Origin of the sequence: Alteromonas confluentis, assembly GCF_001757105.1 — a bacterium.
Taxonomy (GTDB): domain Bacteria; phylum Pseudomonadota; class Gammaproteobacteria; order Enterobacterales; family Alteromonadaceae; genus Alteromonas; species Alteromonas confluentis.
This window is the reverse complement of record NZ_MDHN01000029.1, coordinates 351,771-369,659: the sequence shown is the minus strand read 5'-3', so window position 1 is coordinate 369,659 and position 17,889 is coordinate 351,771. Positions and strand designations below refer to the sequence as shown.

Genomic DNA, 17,889 nt, shown 5'->3' with positions numbered 1-17,889 from the left:
GCCGCTATAGGTATAGTATATGCCTATCCTCCAGTATTGATGACAACACTAACTCTGTGAGTAACTATGTATACGGTATTAGTAGTTGATGACTCTCCGGACTCACTGAGTCTGATAAACGATATTCTCGAAAAAGAAGGGATCAGCACACTTGTAGCTTTGGAAGGCAGCCAGGCTATTACCATTGCTGAGCAAATCAAACCCGATATTATCCTTCTCGATGCCATCATGCCGAAACTGGATGGTTTTGAAACCTGTAAGCGGTTGAAGCAAAACCGCGAGCTGCAGCATATCCCCGTGGTCTTTATGACTGGCCTCACCGACACTGAAAGCACCTTAAAAGGGCTGAACGCTGGTGGTGTGGATTACATCGTCAAACCCGTTAATCCCGAAGAGTTGATTGCGCGCATTAAAATTCACGCGAACAATGCGCAGATCGCCTCCAGCGCGCAGCAGGCTCTGGACTCCATGGGGCAAAACCTGTTTGCCGTGGATCAGTCAGGTGAGCTCTTGTGGGCCACGCCGCAAACCCACGATTTTTTGTCTCGCATACCCAATGCCGACAACTGGTTTAACGACACACTGTTACCTGCAGTGAAGCAAATTCTCACCAACGGTAGCGACAAATCGGCGAATCAAAAAGTGCCCTACGATGGCGGCGACTGTGAGTTGGCCTTGCTGTTCCACCGTCCAAATGGTGAGTGCACATTCCGCATTAGTCATGCGGTGGAAAATATTTCCGGCGAAGAAAAGCTGCGGACTAAATTGCAACTTACTGCCCGGGAATCCGAAGTGCTGTACTGGTTATCCAACGGTAAAACCAATAAAGAAATCGCACTGATTTTAGATATTGGTGCCCGCACGGTGAACAAACATCTGGAGCAGGTATTCTCCAAATTGAAAGTTGAAAACCGCACCACGGCTGCCGGTATTGCCATCAGGACGTTAGCGGAAGGGTAGTGTGCAATGGTAGTAAATTTAGATGCCTCTGGCCGATTGAAGCAGGCTAATGCCTTGTTCAGCGCCGGAGACATCAAGCAAGCTCACCAAATCTGTGTCGACCTGATCCAGCAGCGCTTGCTTATCGGCGATGCCTACCACTTACTTGCACAAATTCATCTTTCCCTGCAACAGTTTCAAAAAGCGGCTGAGTTGTGCAAGCACGCTATCAAAAATCAAGATAAGACAGACTTCCGGGTAACCCTGTGCCGGGCTTATGCGTTGCTGGGACAAACCGATGCGGTGCTTGCTATCGCCGGTACTGTGCCGCCGTCAGCAACCACAACAGCCTACCAGGCAGATACGCTTGGCGTGGCCCTTTCAGGCTGTAATGAGCACGAAAAGGCGCTGGAATATTTTACTCAAGCTGTGGAACGTAGCCCCACCACCGCGTATCTGTATAACTACGCAGTAAGCTGCAAGTTCTGCGGCGAATTAGAGAAAGCGCAACACGCATTGCATCAGCTTCTCGATACTGACCCTGATTACTATCAAGCGCACTTTGCGTTATCTGAGCTCACCACAGGCGACCAGGCACACACCCATATTCAGGTGCTGCAAAACAAGCTAAGCAACAGCGAACTGGCCCTGGAGCCTTCCCTGCATCTTAGCCATGCCCTGGCTCGTGAGCTTGAGAAGCAAAAAGACTATCACCGCGCATTTACTGTGCTGCGTGATGCAAAAGCAAAAAAACAGCGCGACCTGCCGTACAACCCCGAAGCTGACAAGGCGCTATTTGGTTATCTTAGTGAACAATTTAGCCAAGCAGACGCGATAACCGCGAGTACGCCGTCTCAATCGACTTCAGAGCGGCCCATTTTCATTGTTGGTATGCCCCGCTCTGGCACAACACTGGTAGAGCGTATTCTGAGTAGTCATGCCGATGTATCGTCAGGGGGCGAACTGCAAGATTTCAGTATGCTGCTTAAGCAGATATCTGGCGCGGGTGGACACCAGGTGCTGGATGTCCCTACCTTGCAACAAGCGGAAACCGTTGATTACAACCTTATCGCCAGTGCCTACTTGCAGCGCACCGCACACATCGGCAAAACCAAGCATTTTGTCGACAAGCTACCATTCAATTTCTTTTATTTGCCGTACATTCGCCGTGCCTTTCCGAATGCGAAAATACTCTGCCTGCTACGGGACCCGCTGGACACCTGTGTAGGCAATTACCGGCAACTGTTCAGCATTCAAAATCCTCACTATCACTACACCCAGACACTGGAAGACTGCGCCGATTTTTACCAGCAGTTCAGCGCCTGGGTACATCAATGGCAAACCGTGGATAGCGACAACTTTCTGCTGCTGAGCTACGAAGCGCTTACCGCAGAACCTGAAAAGCACATTCCGGCGCTAATCGAGTTCTGCGGGTTGCCCTGGGACGACCGCTGTATGGCAATGGAACACAACACCGCACCGGTATCGACGGCCAGCAAAATGCAGGTAAAAGAGCCGATAAATCAGCGATCTGTAGGGCGTTGGAAACGCTACCAGCCATTTACAGATGTCATTGAAAGTCGTTTTCGATAAAGACATAAATCTATATTTCAATATTGAAACAATTATTTAACATATTGATGTAAAAGCATTTTCTGCGTCAAATAACGTAGTTCAAATAGCAATAATGCCAGTATTCGTTGCAAATCCTTCAGCACATACTTAATTCGCTGAGGAGATTTACTAAGACCAAAAAGAACAAGAAGCGGTTTGTACATTTCTTTTGGGTAATCAAACAACATAAAACGAGTACACCAATGATGAAAAGCAATGAACAAAGGAAAGTCAGCAAGCTTGCAACAGCTGTAGCTGCAGCGCTTATTCCCATGAGCGGCGTTATTTATTCACAAACGGCTTTTGCGCAGGAAGCTGCCGATAGTGGTGTTGAGAAAATTGAAGTTACCGCTACTCGCCGTGCTGGCTCACTGCAAGAAGTACCAATTAACATTTCTGCCGTGACGAATGACCTGATGGAACAGCAGGATATCGAAGAAATTGAAGATATCGCGCGCTGGGTACCGGGTCTGACTATTTCAGATCAAGGCGGTCGTGATTCATCGCCAATCATTGTTCGTGGTCTTAACACCAACTCTTCAGGCGGTGGTTCAAACGGTACCGTTGCTACTTATGTAGGTGAAGTACCGCTATTTGTTAACCTGCGTCTTTTCGATATCGACCGTGTAGAGGTACTCATTGGGCCTCAAGGTACGCTTTATGGTGCCGGTACACTGGGCGGTGCTATTCGTTACATTCCTAAGAAAGTCGACCTGGACTTTGTATCCGGTTCGATTAACGGCGACCTGTATAAAACTGCTGAAAGCGGCAGCATGGGTGGTGAAGCCGGCTTCGTGTTCAATGCGCCAATCATTGAAGGCGAACTGGGTTTCCGCGCCGCCTTTAACTACTCTGATGATCCTGGTTTCATTGATTACAATTACCTCGTTCGTGAGTCTGGTACGTCACTGCCTGATCCTGATTTTTCAGATCCTGAAGCGGTAGCAGCGAACCTGTACTCACAAGAAGACGGCAACACCTTCGAACAGACGGCTGCCAAGCTGCAACTGCGTTGGGCGCCGACTGACTGGTTTGATTCCACACTGGGATACACCTATCAGAAGGACGATATTGGTGCCAGTGCCGATACTCACTATCAGTCGCTTTCAAGCGAAAACCCGCTGAGCTCGCTGGTCGGTGAATACGACAATGCATCTCGTTTCCTTGACCCCATGGAGCGTGAAACTGAGCTGTTAAGCCTGGAAATGAGCGTAGATTTGGGTTTCGCCGAGCTGGTTTCTTCTACCGGTAAATCTAAAACAACCCGCGATCTTAGCGGTGACGTTACCGACTTGCTAATTCGTCTGAGCTACGGCTACGAAGAATTCCCGGCATTCTCTGGTGTGACACAAAGCTACAGCGAAGAAGAAAACTTAACGCAGGAACTGCGCCTGGTTTCCACCGACGATGGCCCGCTAAGCTGGATTGTGGGTGGTTACTACAACAAAAACGACTACCGCCGCGATTATCGTGAGTTAACTGAAGGCTTCGATGAATTTGCCATTAACACCTGGGGTGCTACTGGCCCGCTGCGTCCTGATAGCATTGAATACATTTCTTACGGTATTGATGCCGTGAAAGAAATGGCGATTTTCGGTGAGCTGAGTTACGAAGTGACAGACAAGCTGGATATCACGGTGGGTATGCGTCAGTACAAGTACGAAGTTGAAACGGAATCCGATACCGACTTGCCGTTATACCAGACTGTATTTAATGGTCGCGATCCAGACTCCATCGTATTCGAACCCAATACGGCTGAGGGCGATGACAACGGTAACCTGCTGAAATTCAACGCCAGCTACCAGTTTACTGATGACCTGATGGGTTACGTAACGGTAAGTGAAGGCTTCCGTATTGGTGGCGTAAACACGGTGGCGGCATGTCCTGACAACGTAGACGAAATTGAGAACCAGCTGATTTGTGCCCGTGCAGACGAAATCATGTACGAAGCCGATACCACCACAAACTATGAAGTGGGTGTTAAAGCAAGCTGGCTGAAAAACAAGCTCACTACTAACCTAGCGGTGTTCAACGTAGACTGGGATGATCCACAAGTTGCCGGTATCACTGAAAACGGCGCGGTAGGGATTACCACTAACGCTGGCGGTGCCAATGCTAAAGGTGTCGAGTTAAGCGTTCGTGCCTCACTCACTGACGAACTCACCATGTATAGCGCCTATTCCTACGCGACGACAGAAATGACCTCAGACGCCTACGGTATCTTCGGTAGCACTGGCGATGTGGTTTACGACGGTGATCGTCTGCCGGGTGCGCCAGAGCATCAGATTTCTGTTGGTCTGAACTACGCCACTGAGCTGTGGAGCCGTGCCCTGGACTTAAGCTATGGTCTGACTGCCCAGAGCGATTCATACTCTACCTTAGGTCTTAAAAACTTTGGTGAAGTGGTACCGGGCTATGCACTCAGCAACTTAAGTGCGAAGCTGTCTGATGACGACTGGGATGTGACTTTCTACATCAACAACCTGTTCGACAAGTATGCGTTCACCAACCCGTCACGGAACTGGGGTGATATCCTCGACCCAGAAATGAATCGCACCGACCTGCAACGTGGATACTCGCACTATGTGCTAACCCCGCGCACCATCGGGCTGAAGTTCGAATACCGTTTCGGTATGTAAGCTAAAAGGGTTCGGCACAAGCCGGACCCTGTTTTGTTTAAGGAAGAAGAAAATTGAAACAACGCACACGCTTTATGAGCGCTCTAATGAGCGGATTGCTGGCCTGTTCTTTGGGCTTTTCTGCGTTTGCTGAGGAAGCTGAAACGCCAATGCCAGACAGCTTCAAGGCCAAAATTAAAAACATTCCGGAAGAAAAACTCGAAATTCTCGAATCGCCCATGCCAGAGATGCTGCTGGGCACCATGGAACGTTTTTACAAAGCCATGGAAAAGAAAACCCCTGAGCAGGTGGAAGCTTATCTCGACGGTATGATTGAAGTGGCAGAAGCCAGCAAGTTCAATCCCGAAACGGATATGGCGTCCATTCCGCTTAATACTGAATCTAAAGGCTTTAACTCGTGGAAAACCGAGCGACCACAAGTGTTGAATCCAAAACGTGAGCCGGGCCCCATTCATTTGAGTCGCTATATGGGCGGCTGGAACACCGGTATTAAAACCTTTGCCAATGCACCCCTGGCTATTTACCCCGACGACCTGATTGCCGGAGATGTAGACGTGGCCATTGTCGGCGCACCGCTGGACATGGGTTCGTATTATCGCGGTCAGAAATTCGGGCCTCAGGCCATGCGTAACGAATACGGCGCTGGTGGCGTAGACATGAACACCATGGTCGATCCAAGCCGTGTGCTGAGCATTGTTGATTATGGCGATATTGCCATCGACAACATGAGCACTGAGCTATCAGTACAGCACGTGCGCGAAAGAGTTCGCGAAATCGCTGAAACCGGCACCATTCCATTTATTGTGGGTGGTGATCACTCACTGGAATATCCTGACGTGGCGGCGCTGGCGGATGTTCACGGCAAAGGCAGTTTTGGTGTGGTTCACTTTGACTCCCATTACGATGCCGGTAAAGGTCGTCCACACTGGCTGACACACGGACAACCGGTTTACCGTGCGGTGAAAGAAGGGCACGTGAATCCAGAAAACTACATCCAGATTGGTTTGCGTGGTCCATGGCCGGGTCCGGAAGGGTTCGAATGGATGCGTAACAACGGCATGCGCTATCACACCATGGCGGAAGTCGAGAAGAAAGGCTGGAAGGAAGTGATGGAAGCGGCGCTGGCAGAAGCCCGTGAAGGCGGCAAGAAGCTGTACATATCTTTCGATGTCGATGTTATCGACCCGGCATTTGTGCCTGGCACGGGTACACCGGTTCCCGGCGGTCTAACCATGCGTGAAGCCATTCCTATCGTTCGTGGCCTGTGTGCACAGAACGACATGGTGGGTTTTGAAATTGTGGAACTCGACCCGTTGCTCGACCCGACTTATCGTTCAGCACTGAACTCCAACTTTGTCATGCATGCCTGTTTAACCGGTATTGCCATGCGCAAGGAAGGCATTGCCGATCCGCATTATTTCTCTGAACTTACCACCGAACACATGCAGCCGGAAGCGGGCATTAAAGGTCGCGAGGAAGGGTTGAGGGAAGAAGTGGATGTTAACTACGCGAAACCTCAGCAGTAATTAAACAGCAAGTCTGGCCGGTGGCACACCCTGCCGCCGGCCTCATAGTTTTATATTTACAGGTGCAGTATTGATGCTTAAGAAATTTTTGCGGGACCCGCTTCTCATGTTTGTGGTGTTGGGCGCAGTGGTATTTGCGTTGTATTACAGCGTGGAAGATGCCAGCCAGGAAGTGGTGGAATTAAGTGAAATTAACCGCAAAGTCTTTGCTGAACAGTTTGAAATGCTCACCGGCCGGGTAGCGACCGCAGAAGACCGGGAAAAAATAGAAAGTGATTATATTCAGGAAGAGGTGCTGTTCCGGGAAGCAATAAAAGCGGGCATGTACCTTACCGATCCGGAAGTGCGCTCGAAGCTCATTGAGGAAATGCGCTATCAGGTAACGGGGGCTATTCCAGAGCCTGAAGAAACTGAGCTGGTGGCGTATTACTTGGAACACATCGACCGCTATTTCGTTGAAGCCACGTACAGTTTTCGTCACGTTTACTTTGAACAATTACCAGAAAACGCCGATGCCATTCTTGCGCAGCTGCAGGTGGGAGAAGAGGTTGCCGGTGATGAATTCTGGCGAGGTCGTGTATTGCCCAATTACGGCATCAGTATGATTCGCGGTATGTTCGGTAAAGCCTTTCTGGATGAACTGGGCACGCACATGGATGGGCAATGGTATGGCCCGGAAGAATCCTTACTCGGCTGGCACTATGTGCTGGTGACTGGCGCCACTGAACGCTCGCCGCTGACTTTCGACGAAGCGCGTATGCAGGTCACTAACGACTACACGGTTGATAAACTGCAGCAGTCGGTAGAAGACTACATCGACGGCTTGGGTGATGAATACAAAATCATTCGTCACAGCGGAGAATAAGTCGTGAGCAGTATATTCTCACTTTGCTCTGCGCTTATCTTTTCATTACTGATGCTATTGGCGGGTTCCGCCACGGCAGATGTGTTCAACGCTGCAGAGTTTCGTCTTACCGATGATGAACACGGTGATGGCTATCGCTTCACTGCTCAGCTACCTACTTCTGTGGCGGTAACCGATATTCTTGAAGTACCCGAGAACTGTCAGGTTGAAGGTATCAACCAGCAACGCTTTGGTGCGAATACCTTATTTACCTACGACATTGCCTGTTCAGGGCCACTGGCCGACGATGCGGTGATCATAACGCCCTGGTATCTCGACGGCGGCAAATTGCAGGTAAATACCCGTGATGATCAGTTTGCTACCACGCTGAAACGTTCACTGAACACCATGGAAATTCCCATGAGGAAGGCAGGGCCGCTTACGTTAAGCGCAGAGGAAACGGTTAAACGTTACCTGTGGCAAGGCATGCTGCATATCTGGTTTGGCTGGGACCATCTGGCGTTTGTGCTGTGCTTGTGTCTGCTGGCCAGTGGTTATCGATTATTGGGGCTTATCAGCACCTTTACGGTTGGGCATTCGCTTACGCTGGCGCTGTCTTATTTTCAGGTGGTGCAGGTACCAATCGCGCCCATTGAAGTATTGATAGCCCTTTCAATTTCGCTCATGGCCCGGGAAGCCATTATGCGTATGGGTGACCAACAAAAGGTGGCGATGACAGCCAGCATTGGTGTGGTCGTTCTGTTCGGGCTTATTCATGGCTTAGGCTTTGCCAGCGCATTGTCTGAACTGGGTGTACCGCAGAATGAAGTGGGCTTAGCCCTGCTGTTTTTCAACGTGGGCGTGGAAGTCGGGCAGGTGGTGTTTATTGGCTTGGTGTATCTCGTCGGCCAGTTATTGAAAGACACCAAAGCGGACAGACCGGTGCGCTACAGCGCGCTGGCATTTGTCGGCACCCTGGGCATGTTCTGGGTGATTGAACGGATTAATGGATTTGGTGGCGGGCTGCTTTAAATCAGCCGCCGCAATAATAAAAATTTAGAGGAATAAAGACCATGGCGAAGAAAAGATTGGGACTGCTGTTATTAGCCTGCCTGTTAAACAACCTTCCATTGCACGCCGCAGAAGAAAACAAAGTCGCGGAAACCCAGCCTTTACCGGCCTGGTTCCAGGAAAAAGTAAAAGGCATGCCGGAAGACGAGCTTGCCGTACTACACACGCCCATGGTGGAAATGCTATTAGGCACCCGTGAGCGTTTCTTCGATTCTATGAAGGAAAAGTCGAAAGAAGAAATTGCAGCCTACATCGCCGGCATGAACCGGGTACGCAGCGACAGCTTGTTTAATCCAGAGAAAGATATGGCCTCGATTCCACTGAATACGGAATCTGAAATGTTTAATTCTTGGAAAGTGGAGCGGCCAAAAAGCTTAAACCCTGAGCGCGAGCCGGGCCCGTTCTATCTTTCTCGCTACGCCACAGCCGGTCGCCAGCAACCTGGCGTGCAAACCTTTGTGGGCGCACCGGTGGCGATTTATCCTGACGACTTAATCGCCGGTAAAGTGGATGTGGCCATTGTTGGCGCACCGCTGGATATGGGCTCTTACTATCGTGGTCAGCGCTTCGGGCCACAGGCTATCCGTTCCGGTCGCTACCGTGGCGGTATTGATATGGCTACGCTGGTCGACCCTAGTAAAGTGCTGAGCATTGTCGATTACGGCGACATTGCTATCGACAATATGAGTACCGAAATTTCTATTCAGCACGTACGCGAGCGGGTACGTGAAATTGCTGAAACCGGCACCATTCCGTTTATCGTCGGCGGTGACCACTCGCTGGAATACCCTGATGTTGCCGCGTTAGCTGATGTACACGGCAAAGAGAGCTTTGGTGTGATTCACTTTGACTCCCATTATGATGCGGGTAAAGGCAGCGTGCACTGGATGACTCACGGACAACCGGTTTATCGTATTGTGAAAGAAGGGCACGTGAATCCGGAAAACTATATTCAGGTGGGACTGCGCGGCCCGTGGCCAAGCCCGGAAGGGTTTGAATGGATGCGTAACAACGGCATGCGTTATCACACTAAGGCCGAAGTCGAGAAAAAAGGCTGGGATGCGGTGGTCGAAGAAGCCTTAACCGAAGCGCGAAACGGCCCGGAAAAACTGTATATCTCGTTTGATGTGGATGTTATCGACCCGGCATTTATTCCCGGCACCGGCACCCCGGTTCCTGGTGGTTTAACCATGCGTGAAGCCATTCCGCTGGTGCGTGCATTGTGCGCCGAACACGATATCGTTGGCTTTGAACTGGTAGAGCTAGACCCGCTACTCGACCCAACATACCGTTCTGCGCTGAACGCCGGCTATATTATGCAGGCGTGTTTAACCGGTGTGGCCATGCGTAAGGAAGGCATTACCGACGGTAAATATCTGTCTGAGCTGTCTACCGAGCACCATCAACCGCAAGCGGGGATTGAAGGCAAGAAAGCCGGTAAGCGTGAAGAAGTCGACCCGGATTTCGCTTATCCGCAGCGCTAATTAACCTTAGCTAGCTGAACCGCTAGCTACCCCGATAAAAGCCGTCTGTTAGCACTACGCTCAGGCGGCTTTTTTCTGTTAAAACACTGTTCAGTTTTTCTACTACGTCATTTTACGGGGGAGATGACTTATTGTTCTGCAACACCCCGGATTTTATAGTCATTCTACGTCTTCTTATAACGTAAGCTCCTATAACGTAAATGATTATGAAAGCGAAACTTCTTCCTCTGGTTGCTGCCACCCTGGCAGCCCTGTATTGCTCTACATCGCTTGCCGCTACAGATACCGAGGAGGCTATTGAAAAGCTGCCTCCTTCACTGCCCGGGCAAGTTCACGCAAAAATTGATTCTGCCACACCGGGGCTCATGCCGGTGAAACCTCTCGAAGAGGTGCCAGACGACATCATGGCCATGCTAAACAAACTGCCCGAGGAAAAACGGGAGTTTGTGCTTAGCGGTAAAGGCGCTGGCGTGCTTAATCCCGACATAATGTACGAATTACTGCGTAAAGCGTCTGCGGCTGAAGTGACTCAGTACGTCGATACCATGATGGAAGTGTACGACCGTGTGCAGTACAAAAAAGGTCGCGACACTGACCAGATTGAAATGAATCGTTCAGCAAAAAATTACAATACCTGGCGCGTAAAGCGGCCGGCAGAGCTCGATCCTGAACGTGAACCGGGACCTATCTCACTAGGGCGGTATCTCGGCGGCGGTCGTTCTGGTATTCCTACGTTTGCTGGCGCGCCGGTAGCAAAAACGCCGGAAGATTTAAAAGCAGGCGAGGTGGATGTGGCCATTCTTGGTGCGCCGTTAGACATGGGGTCGGGCTGGCGTGATGCCATTCATGGCCCATTGGCCATGCGTATGAATGGCCGAGGACTTGGCGGTACAGACGTATCTACCATGGTAAACCCCGGTGCGGTATTGAATATTGTGGATTACGGTGACGTCGCCATTGACCAATTGAGCACGGAGCGCAGCATGCAGGAAGTACGCAGCATGGTTCGCGAAGTGGCAGAAACCGGCACCATTCCGTTCATTGTCGGGGGCGATCACTCCCTTGAATACCCGAACGTTGCCGCCATGGCCGACGTTTACGGCAAAGGCAAAGTAGGCGTGGTGCACTTCGATGCGCACTTAGACACGGGTCGCGGCCGGGTTCACCTGCTAGACCACGGTCAGCCTATCTATCGATTAATGAAAGAAGCCCATGTTCGCCCTGAAGATTACATTCAGGTGGGCTTACGTGCGCACTACAGCAAGAGCTACTACGAGTGGGAAAAAGAAATCGGTATGCATTATCACTCTATGGCGGAAGTTGAGCGCCGAGGCTGGGATGCAGTAATGGAGCGTGTAGTTGAAGAAGCGTCTACCAATACCGAGTATTTGTATGTGTCGTTCGACGTAGATGTGCTCGACCCCGGTTTCCAGTCGGGCACCGGCACACCGGTTTCTGGCGGCCTCACCATGCGTGAAGCCATTCCTATTGTGCGCCGATTGTGTGCTGAAAGTAATCTGGTGGGTTTCGACATTGTTGAGCTGGCCCCTGCGTTGGATGCCAGCTACGTAAGTACATTAAACGCTAACAGCATCATGTTTGCCTGCCTCACCGGTGTAGCCATGCACAAGAAGGGTATTAAGCAGAAGGGCTTTATCAGTGACCTGTCTTCTGAACACGGTCAGACCGACTACTACGGAGACAGCAAAGATGAAAAATAAGATCACCGTTTCTGGCCGTTTGAGCCTGATCAGCAGCGCAGTTGTCGTTGCCCTAACCTTAAGTGGCTGTGAGTCTACGGCGAAACCCACAGCAGAAATGCCGGAAGTGACCATAAACGCTCACACCGAACTTTTTAATCAAACAGAAAAAGCGTTCATTGCTGACGCGCGAAGTTTGGCGGTATTTGGTCTCACGCCTGACAAAATGCAGGTGAAGCTGGCTGAGAAGTCGCCGGAAGAGGCCAAAAAGCTGGTTGCGGCGATGATGGCCACCCTGGCTCAGCGTAGTTATTCTTCTATTACGCAGCCAACCAGCGATACCGATGAAAACGGTATTCACGAGCCCATGTCGATCATGGCAGACACCGGTATTGTGCCGCTAAACCCCGATGCGGGTGGCTACAATGGTCGCACCGTGTTGCAGCCTGCACTTTTCGATAAATACAAGCGCGAACCAGGCCCATTCAGTCTTAACCGTTATCTTGACGAAAAAGGCGGGATCCCAACTTTCGCTGATGCGCCGGTGGCGATTCGCCGGGCTGATTTAGAAGCCGGGAATGTGGAAGTCGCTTTTGTCGGCGTACCGCTGGCGTTAAGCTCTGGCTGGCGTGACTCGAAAAATGCGCCCACCATCATGCGCGGCATGTACGGACTTTCTGGTTATAACGTGACCGGCGGTGTTGATCCGTCGCTGGTACTGAACATTGCCGACTACGGCAATATTTCAGTAGACAACATGAGCCCGGAACTGAACGTTGAACACGTTGAAGAACAGCTTTCCGACATGATTGCGGCGGGCACAATTCCGTTTATTGTTGGTGGTGACCATTCGCTGATGTATCCCAGCGTAAAAGCGGTAACGGCAAGTTACCCTGAAGACACCGTAACCGTGCTGCATCTCGATGCTCATTACCGTGGCGAGCGTGGCCTCGACCACTATTATTCTGATATGCAGAGTGTGTCTAATTTGATCGAACAGGATATTTTGCCTGGCAGTCAGTTGGTACAGCTTGGATTACGCGGAGCGTCGCAGGATAAAGAAGCGTTGGTGTGGTTACGTGAGCAGAAAGTGAAATATCACACCATGGCCGAAGTCGACAACAAAGGCTGGGAGCCGGTGATGGAAGCGGCATTAAGCGAGCTGAAAGCGGGTAAAGGGAAAACCTTTATTTCCTTTGATATGAGCGTTGTCGATCCATCACAAGTAAGCGGCGCGGGACAGCCGGTGGCGGGAGGTATTTCCGTTCGCCAGGCCATGACCACTGTGCGCAGAGCCTGTGCGGAAACCGATGTGGCGGGTTTCGAACTACTGGGTATGGCACCGTATCTCGACCTCACCTACAACTCCGCACTGAGTGCGAACCAAATCATGCACGCGTGCCTCACCGGCGTGGCCATGCGTAAGGAAGGCATAAACAAAACAAACTATGTCGACCCGATGGCCCTGTCCCATGGTGGCTAACTGCACGCCTGCAATCTGAAGCAAAAAAGAAGAGGCTGACGCCTCTTCTCTATTGTGTCTCCCTGTTAAAGCCCGTCAGAAATGATGGGCTTTGTTTATTTACAGGCCGCGAGATAATTTACATTGCTTTTCGACTGGCAAAGCTCAGCTTCCGGATTGCGATAGATAAAGTCACCGGTCCATGCGCCGCTAACGTTGGCTTCACGGGAAAGCGTAACCACCTTATCAATCACCAGGCTCATCGCCTTGGTAATGGTTTTATCTACGTGGGTGTTGATGGTCACTTCGCGCTTGAGCTCTTCGTCTCGTAGTGGCACTAACTTAACCAGCCCATGCTCGGCTAGGTGGTAGGCGGCAGAAGAAGGAGCAATCATAAGTCCCTTGCCATCGGTAATCACACGTAGGGCGGTAGAAAGTTGACCAAATCCGGGCTGCAGTTTTAACTTTTTGCTGTGCTTGTCTTCCATGCTTTTTAGCACATCATACAGCGACTCTTTGTGGCCCGGTGTCATGATTTCCAGATTACACAGTGCATCAAAGGTGAGAGCGTCGAGGGATAGGAGCTGCCGGTAGGTGTTACATTTCCCTTTCGTGCCCACCGCAAGATATAAATCTTCCCGCAGTAGCGGCTTACTCAAAATATTCGCTGCTGGCATTTCTTCTTTATAGCTCAGCGCGATATCGATTTCTTTCTCGGCCAGGGCTTTATTGAGAATTTTAGAGGGCAGGGTGGTGATCTGTACTTTAATGTCGGGGAAAGACTCGCAAATACTTTCGATAAGCGGAATGGCAAGCACGTTACCAATGGCTTGGGTAAGTCCAAGGGAAACCGTGCCGCTGGGGTATTTGGCTAAATCGGTGATAACCGCTTTAGCGTGAATCATCCGGTTAAGGAGCTCGGTGGCATGGGTATAAAAAAGCTGACCGCTTTCGGTTAGCTGCACGCCTTTGTAATTGCGCTCAAATAGCGCGTTTTTTAATTCGTACTCTAAGTTCGCGAGTTGCTGGCTTATGCTGGGCTGAGCAACATCGAGCTCTCTGGCTGCTGCGGTAATGCTTCCGTGTTTAGCGGTGGCAACAAAATATTGAAGTTGCTTGAAGTTCATCAGTGATTCTCCATTTTACCGGTACACCGTTGTGCGTCCTGACAGTGTTTAGCCTCCGTAAAAAAACCACTAATTCCACGGGTAATGGTCGGGCAGTGCTATCCCTCTTTTTTCCAGTCTCTTGCTGATATCACGGCGTAGTTTTACGAGATCTTCAGGGGGATTTTCCCGTAGTTTAGCAACCTGTTCGGCGGTGAACCTATAAGTTGAATTAGGGACACTTTCCGCGCCAAATGACGTAATTACATAGTTCATAATATCTGCTGCGTCTTGATCGCTAATTCCCGCGCTCATAACACCGCCTACATTCACCATGTACCAGGCACCTTCTTCGTCATACAAAAACGCCCCAATTCTAGGTGGCATCATTGGTACATCGGCTTCAATTTCTCCCTTGCCATCAAGGCCATGGCAACCGCCACAGAATAGCGCGTATTTGTTGGCTACTGGTGCGTCATCGGCAATGCCGTGAATAGAAGAAAGGTTGCTGTTAGCAAAAGTTGGAGCACTAAGCAGCAAGGCTGCCGGGAGCAGGGCGCGACTGAAAAACTTCAGCGTTATTGGTTTCATTATTACCCTCCGGTAAAGCCGGCCGAAGCCGGCTCAGTTTCAGAAATTACGAATCAGAAATTACGCAGTACCGACAATGGCAGCAACGGTACAGTGATAGGCATTTTTGTTGTTTGCCATACACCAGTTAATGCCATTGTGCAGACCAAGACGGTATCCCGGACGCTCACGCTCGTGATTACTACAACGACAGCCGTTACAAGACATCTTGCCGCAACAGTCGTTGTAGCTGATGAGGTAAGACTTTTCGTCGTCAGGGTTTTCACAGGTACCAATCCACGACACTTTTGAGATGTCGCTGCCAGGAGGGCAGTCGGTTACTGAACCGCCGCAGCAAGTACATAAGGTGCCCGACAATGCACAGTAGCGCCAATAGTCGCACTGCTGATCGTCGGCGCTGAACGCGCTGTCACCTTTTTGTTCGAATTCGGCAGCAGCCGCTTCGCCAAAACGGTCGTAGGGCAGCATGGGCACTACTGCCATGCCCACCATGGCCTGGCCGGCTTTCGCCAAAAAGCTTCGGCGACCAGAATTAGTAGCCTGGCGACGGACGGAACGTTCAGCCACGCTATCTAACTTGTCTTTAAGTTTAGATAAAATTTCTATCATTATTGTCTCCTTCGGGGTTATGCGTGGGCAGAAGTTTCCGCCTGCTCAATATAAGTTTGTACCGATGCAACACCCATTTCCTTGGCGTTGAACAGGCTTTCGATTTGTTCGCGGTTGTTTACCAGACCTTTCGCCAGTACGTTGCCGTTTTCGCCAATCAGTACCGCGAACGGTAAACGGCTAACGCGGAATGCCAAGCCCAACTCGGTAGATAGCAGGTAAGGGAACGCAGACAGCTTGTGCGATTCAATAAACTTCGCGTGCTCTTCTGCCTTGCCGTCGCTGGCCAATACCACGTTCAACCACGTGCGCTCGTCGTTCTGAATTTTGTTCAGCAGCGGAATAAGCTTCTTACATACCGGGCAGGTAGGTGACAGGAAGAACAGCAATGTACTGTGCGACTGCTGACCACCTACGCTTACCGCGCCTGTACCACTTAATGACTGAATATCGAATTGCGGAGCAGGCTGGCCAACAGCAGGACCGCTATCGGTAACCAGTGCTCCTAATGGCGCTACACGTTCAAACAGAATGCCGGTTTGACGGGCCAGCGCCCACACGGCAACAACCAGTGCCAGCACCACAACGAAGAGAACACCAACAATAATGTCAATTGCTTCCATAATATTTTCCTTATTAACGTAACTTTGATACCACGATGTGGGCTTTAATTTTGAGAAGTTGTTCGAATAGCATGATGCCGCACCACAACATGACGATGCTCAGCACGCAGGTGGCCGCAGGGGCAAAACCGCTGATTTGTTCAACCGGCAACAATGCCGCCGTTGCGGCAATAGCGGCATACACGCCGTTGCGCAGCAAGTGCCACGGCGTAATGCCCTGACCGGTACCACCACAGCCACAGTCGATAGAAACCCGACCGCGTTTGAGGTTGATACCGATTGATGCGGCATAGGCCAGCAACATTGCCATAGCGCCTATTGCGCCGGCGCTTCGCAGCGACGGAACGAGTAGCGACACCGTGATAGCCAGTTCAGCAATGATCACCAGCACGGTAACCGCAGGCACAGTGGCTTCAGGTAACAAACGGTAATCCCGAATGATGCCCTGGGTTTCGAAAAAGTTGAGCAGCTTGCCTACCGCTGCTTTGGCAAAGATCAGTGCGATAAGTCCGGCACTGATAGCGGATAACATGGCAATTCCGGAATCCATAATTACTCCCTACAGCACAAACGCTGACGGACGGTCCATCTTCATGAACTTGTCGCGACGCAGGGTATAGGCAGCGTTAGGATCAACGAAATAGCGCACCAGACCGTGAGACTTGGTACCCAGGAACAGATACTTGCCGTCACCCGAGTAGTACTGCACAGAAATGCCATCGGAAATGGTGCTGCGCGACACAATCTTGTTGGCTTTGTAGTCGTATACCCAAGCTTCTGTAGCCGGTTCGATATGCGAGCCGTCCCAAGCTTCTTCCTGCATTAGAATATACAAGTAGCTGGTGCCAGGTATTTTGCTCATTAGCTGGTAACCGCTGGGCTTATAGTTGCCTGGTTCACCTTCAGGAACGATTTGCTTTTTGCTTTTCAGCACCGCGCGGTCGCCGCTGATATCAATGGTGTAGAAGTTGCCGTTGAAGGAAACGAAGAACAGGGTGTCGCCATCACGCTCAGCAAAGACAAACAGTGGGTCTTGATCCACATCGAAAATCACGTCGCTACGCTTGGTGGAGTCGTATTCGCCAGAATCTTTCACGGTAACCGTGGAAATACGGCCGTCACCACACAGTGCAGCAAAGCGGTCTTCGTCTTTCATCACTGGATACACGCCCCAGCAACCCGGTAGAGGTACTTCTGCAGCCTGTTCCTTGGCTTTTACATCAAACACGGTGACCGAGGTGGCCGGTGTCGCATTTTGCATGAACAGCCACTTCTGCTTTGCCGAACCTTGCATGAAGGGAATTTGCATGCCGGTCATGGCAAGTTTGTCGGTGATAGGCACTTCCAGAGTAGGCTCTAGGGTTTCTAAGTCCCAAAAGCGGACGTTGTCGTGCTTAGCACCTTCACGACCTTTATCGTAGTAAGTGCGGGTGGTGTAGAGCGTTTTTTTATCCAGCGACATCACTTTCTGTGTCGCTTCTGAAATGGTGCCCTGATGGGTGAAATCTTCCGGGTTGATCACATGAGAGCGTTCCCACTCCGACACAATGATGTGCGGGGTATCGGGGAGCTTTTCGACTTTGCCGACTTTCTCAATAGCCAGTTCGGCACTGGCTGAATGCACGATAGCCGCGGCAGAAAGTGCCGAACAAACCGTGATGAGCTTGCGTAGTTTCATAGT

General features: G+C 50.8%; 15 protein-coding genes. 9 read left to right on the top strand and 6 right to left on the bottom strand.

Annotation, left to right across the window (positions count from 1 at the left end):
* Nucleotides 1–66: 66 nt before the first annotated feature.
* The 9 genes from BFC18_RS13220 (at nt 67) to BFC18_RS13180 (ending at nt 13,300) form a co-directional block, all read left to right on the top strand.
* Nucleotides 67–960, top strand: a complete 894-nt coding sequence (locus BFC18_RS13220) for a response regulator transcription factor (RefSeq protein ID WP_070126016.1) — start codon at nt 67–69, stop codon at nt 958–960.
* Between the two features lie 6 nt (nt 961–966).
* Nucleotides 967–2,532, top strand: a complete 1,566-nt coding sequence (locus BFC18_RS13215; RefSeq protein ID WP_070126015.1) for a tetratricopeptide repeat-containing sulfotransferase family protein — start codon at nt 967–969, stop codon at nt 2,530–2,532.
* A 224-nt stretch (nt 2,533–2,756) separates the two neighbouring features.
* On the top strand, nt 2,757–5,192 hold the full coding sequence (locus BFC18_RS13210; protein WP_425388387.1) for a TonB-dependent receptor: 2,436 nt from the start codon (nt 2,757–2,759) through the stop codon (nt 5,190–5,192).
* 53 nt (nt 5,193–5,245) lie between these two features.
* Nucleotides 5,246–6,718 carry an agmatinase family protein gene (locus BFC18_RS13205; protein WP_245680383.1) on the top strand — a complete coding sequence of 491 codons (1,473 nt, stop codon included), beginning with the start codon at nt 5,246–5,248 and terminating at the stop codon, nt 6,716–6,718.
* 73 nt (nt 6,719–6,791) lie between these two features.
* Nucleotides 6,792–7,583 (top strand): peptidyl-prolyl cis-trans isomerase, encoded by a 792-nt coding sequence (locus tag BFC18_RS13200; RefSeq protein ID WP_070126013.1) that lies wholly within the window; start codon nt 6,792–6,794, stop codon nt 7,581–7,583.
* A gap of 3 nt (nt 7,584–7,586) precedes the next feature.
* Complete coding sequence (locus BFC18_RS13195) at nt 7,587–8,594, top strand: HupE/UreJ family protein (protein ID WP_070126012.1); 1,008 nt, start codon at nt 7,587–7,589, stop codon at nt 8,592–8,594.
* A 41-nt stretch (nt 8,595–8,635) separates the two neighbouring features.
* Nucleotides 8,636–10,117 carry an agmatinase family protein gene (locus BFC18_RS13190; protein WP_083273074.1) on the top strand — a complete coding sequence of 494 codons (1,482 nt, stop codon included), beginning with the start codon at nt 8,636–8,638 and terminating at the stop codon, nt 10,115–10,117.
* Between the two features lie 206 nt (nt 10,118–10,323).
* A complete protein-coding gene (locus tag BFC18_RS13185) occupies nt 10,324–11,838 on the top strand; it encodes an agmatinase family protein (protein WP_245680382.1) in 1,515 nt (504 codons plus the stop codon).
* Entirely contained in the window at nt 11,828–13,300 is a 1,473-nt protein-coding gene (locus BFC18_RS13180) for an agmatinase family protein (protein WP_070126010.1), read from the top strand. Before BFC18_RS13185 ends, BFC18_RS13180 begins: the two co-directional genes overlap by 11 nt.
* A gap of 95 nt (nt 13,301–13,395) precedes the next feature.
* On the opposite strand, the gene BFC18_RS13175 is transcribed toward BFC18_RS13180, so the two are convergent.
* The 6 genes from BFC18_RS13175 to BFC18_RS13150 all read right to left on the bottom strand — a co-directional run bounded on the left by BFC18_RS13175 (nt 13,396) and on the right by BFC18_RS13150 (nt 17,886).
* Nucleotides 13,396–14,406, bottom strand: coding sequence for a LysR family transcriptional regulator (locus tag BFC18_RS13175; protein ID WP_070126009.1), 1,011 nt, complete (start codon nt 14,404–14,406; stop codon nt 13,396–13,398).
* Between the two features lie 69 nt (nt 14,407–14,475).
* Nucleotides 14,476–14,976, bottom strand: a complete 501-nt coding sequence (locus BFC18_RS13170) for a c-type cytochrome (protein WP_070126008.1) — start codon at nt 14,974–14,976, stop codon at nt 14,476–14,478.
* Nucleotides 14,977–15,036: 60 nt separating this feature from the next.
* Entirely contained in the window at nt 15,037–15,585 is a 549-nt protein-coding gene (locus tag BFC18_RS13165; protein ID WP_070126007.1) for a methylamine dehydrogenase light chain, read from the bottom strand.
* Nucleotides 15,586–15,602: 17 nt separating this feature from the next.
* Nucleotides 15,603–16,208, bottom strand: a complete 606-nt coding sequence (locus tag BFC18_RS13160; RefSeq protein ID WP_070126006.1) for a thioredoxin-like domain-containing protein — start codon at nt 16,206–16,208, stop codon at nt 15,603–15,605.
* A 13-nt stretch (nt 16,209–16,221) separates the two neighbouring features.
* Entirely contained in the window at nt 16,222–16,758 is a 537-nt protein-coding gene (locus BFC18_RS13155) for a MauE/DoxX family redox-associated membrane protein (protein ID WP_083273073.1), read from the bottom strand.
* Nucleotides 16,759–16,767: 9 nt separating this feature from the next.
* Nucleotides 16,768–17,886, bottom strand: a complete 1,119-nt coding sequence (locus BFC18_RS13150) for an amine dehydrogenase large subunit (protein ID WP_070126004.1) — start codon at nt 17,884–17,886, stop codon at nt 16,768–16,770.
* Between the last annotated feature and the right edge of the window lie 3 nt (nt 17,887–17,889).

Bases quoted from the DNA above. Each gene is read 5' to 3' on its own strand.
- BFC18_RS13200 (WP_070126013.1), top strand. From the start codon at position 6,792: ATGCTTAAGAAATTTTTGCGGGACCCGCTTCTCATGTTTGTGGTGTTG.
- BFC18_RS13155 (WP_083273073.1), bottom strand. From the start codon at position 16,758: ATGGATTCCGGAATTGCCATGTTATCCGCTATCAGTGCCGGACTTATC.
- BFC18_RS13170 (WP_070126008.1), bottom strand. From the start codon at position 14,976: ATGAAACCAATAACGCTGAAGTTTTTCAGTCGCGCCCTGCTCCCGGCA.
- BFC18_RS13180 (WP_070126010.1), top strand. From the start codon at position 11,828: ATGAAAAATAAGATCACCGTTTCTGGCCGTTTGAGCCTGATCAGCAGC.
- BFC18_RS13185 (WP_245680382.1), top strand. From the start codon at position 10,324: ATGAAAGCGAAACTTCTTCCTCTGGTTGCTGCCACCCTGGCAGCCCTG.
- BFC18_RS13150 (WP_070126004.1), bottom strand. From the start codon at position 17,886: ATGAAACTACGCAAGCTCATCACGGTTTGTTCGGCACTTTCTGCCGCG.
- BFC18_RS13165 (WP_070126007.1), bottom strand. From the start codon at position 15,585: ATGATAGAAATTTTATCTAAACTTAAAGACAAGTTAGATAGCGTGGCT.
- BFC18_RS13215 (WP_070126015.1), top strand. From the start codon at position 967: ATGGTAGTAAATTTAGATGCCTCTGGCCGATTGAAGCAGGCTAATGCC.
- BFC18_RS13160 (WP_070126006.1), bottom strand. From the start codon at position 16,208: ATGGAAGCAATTGACATTATTGTTGGTGTTCTCTTCGTTGTGGTGCTG.
- BFC18_RS13210 (WP_425388387.1), top strand. From the start codon at position 2,757: ATGATGAAAAGCAATGAACAAAGGAAAGTCAGCAAGCTTGCAACAGCT.
- BFC18_RS13220 (WP_070126016.1), top strand. From the start codon at position 67: ATGTATACGGTATTAGTAGTTGATGACTCTCCGGACTCACTGAGTCTG.
- BFC18_RS13175 (WP_070126009.1), bottom strand. From the start codon at position 14,406: ATGAACTTCAAGCAACTTCAATATTTTGTTGCCACCGCTAAACACGGA.
- BFC18_RS13190 (WP_083273074.1), top strand. From the start codon at position 8,636: ATGGCGAAGAAAAGATTGGGACTGCTGTTATTAGCCTGCCTGTTAAAC.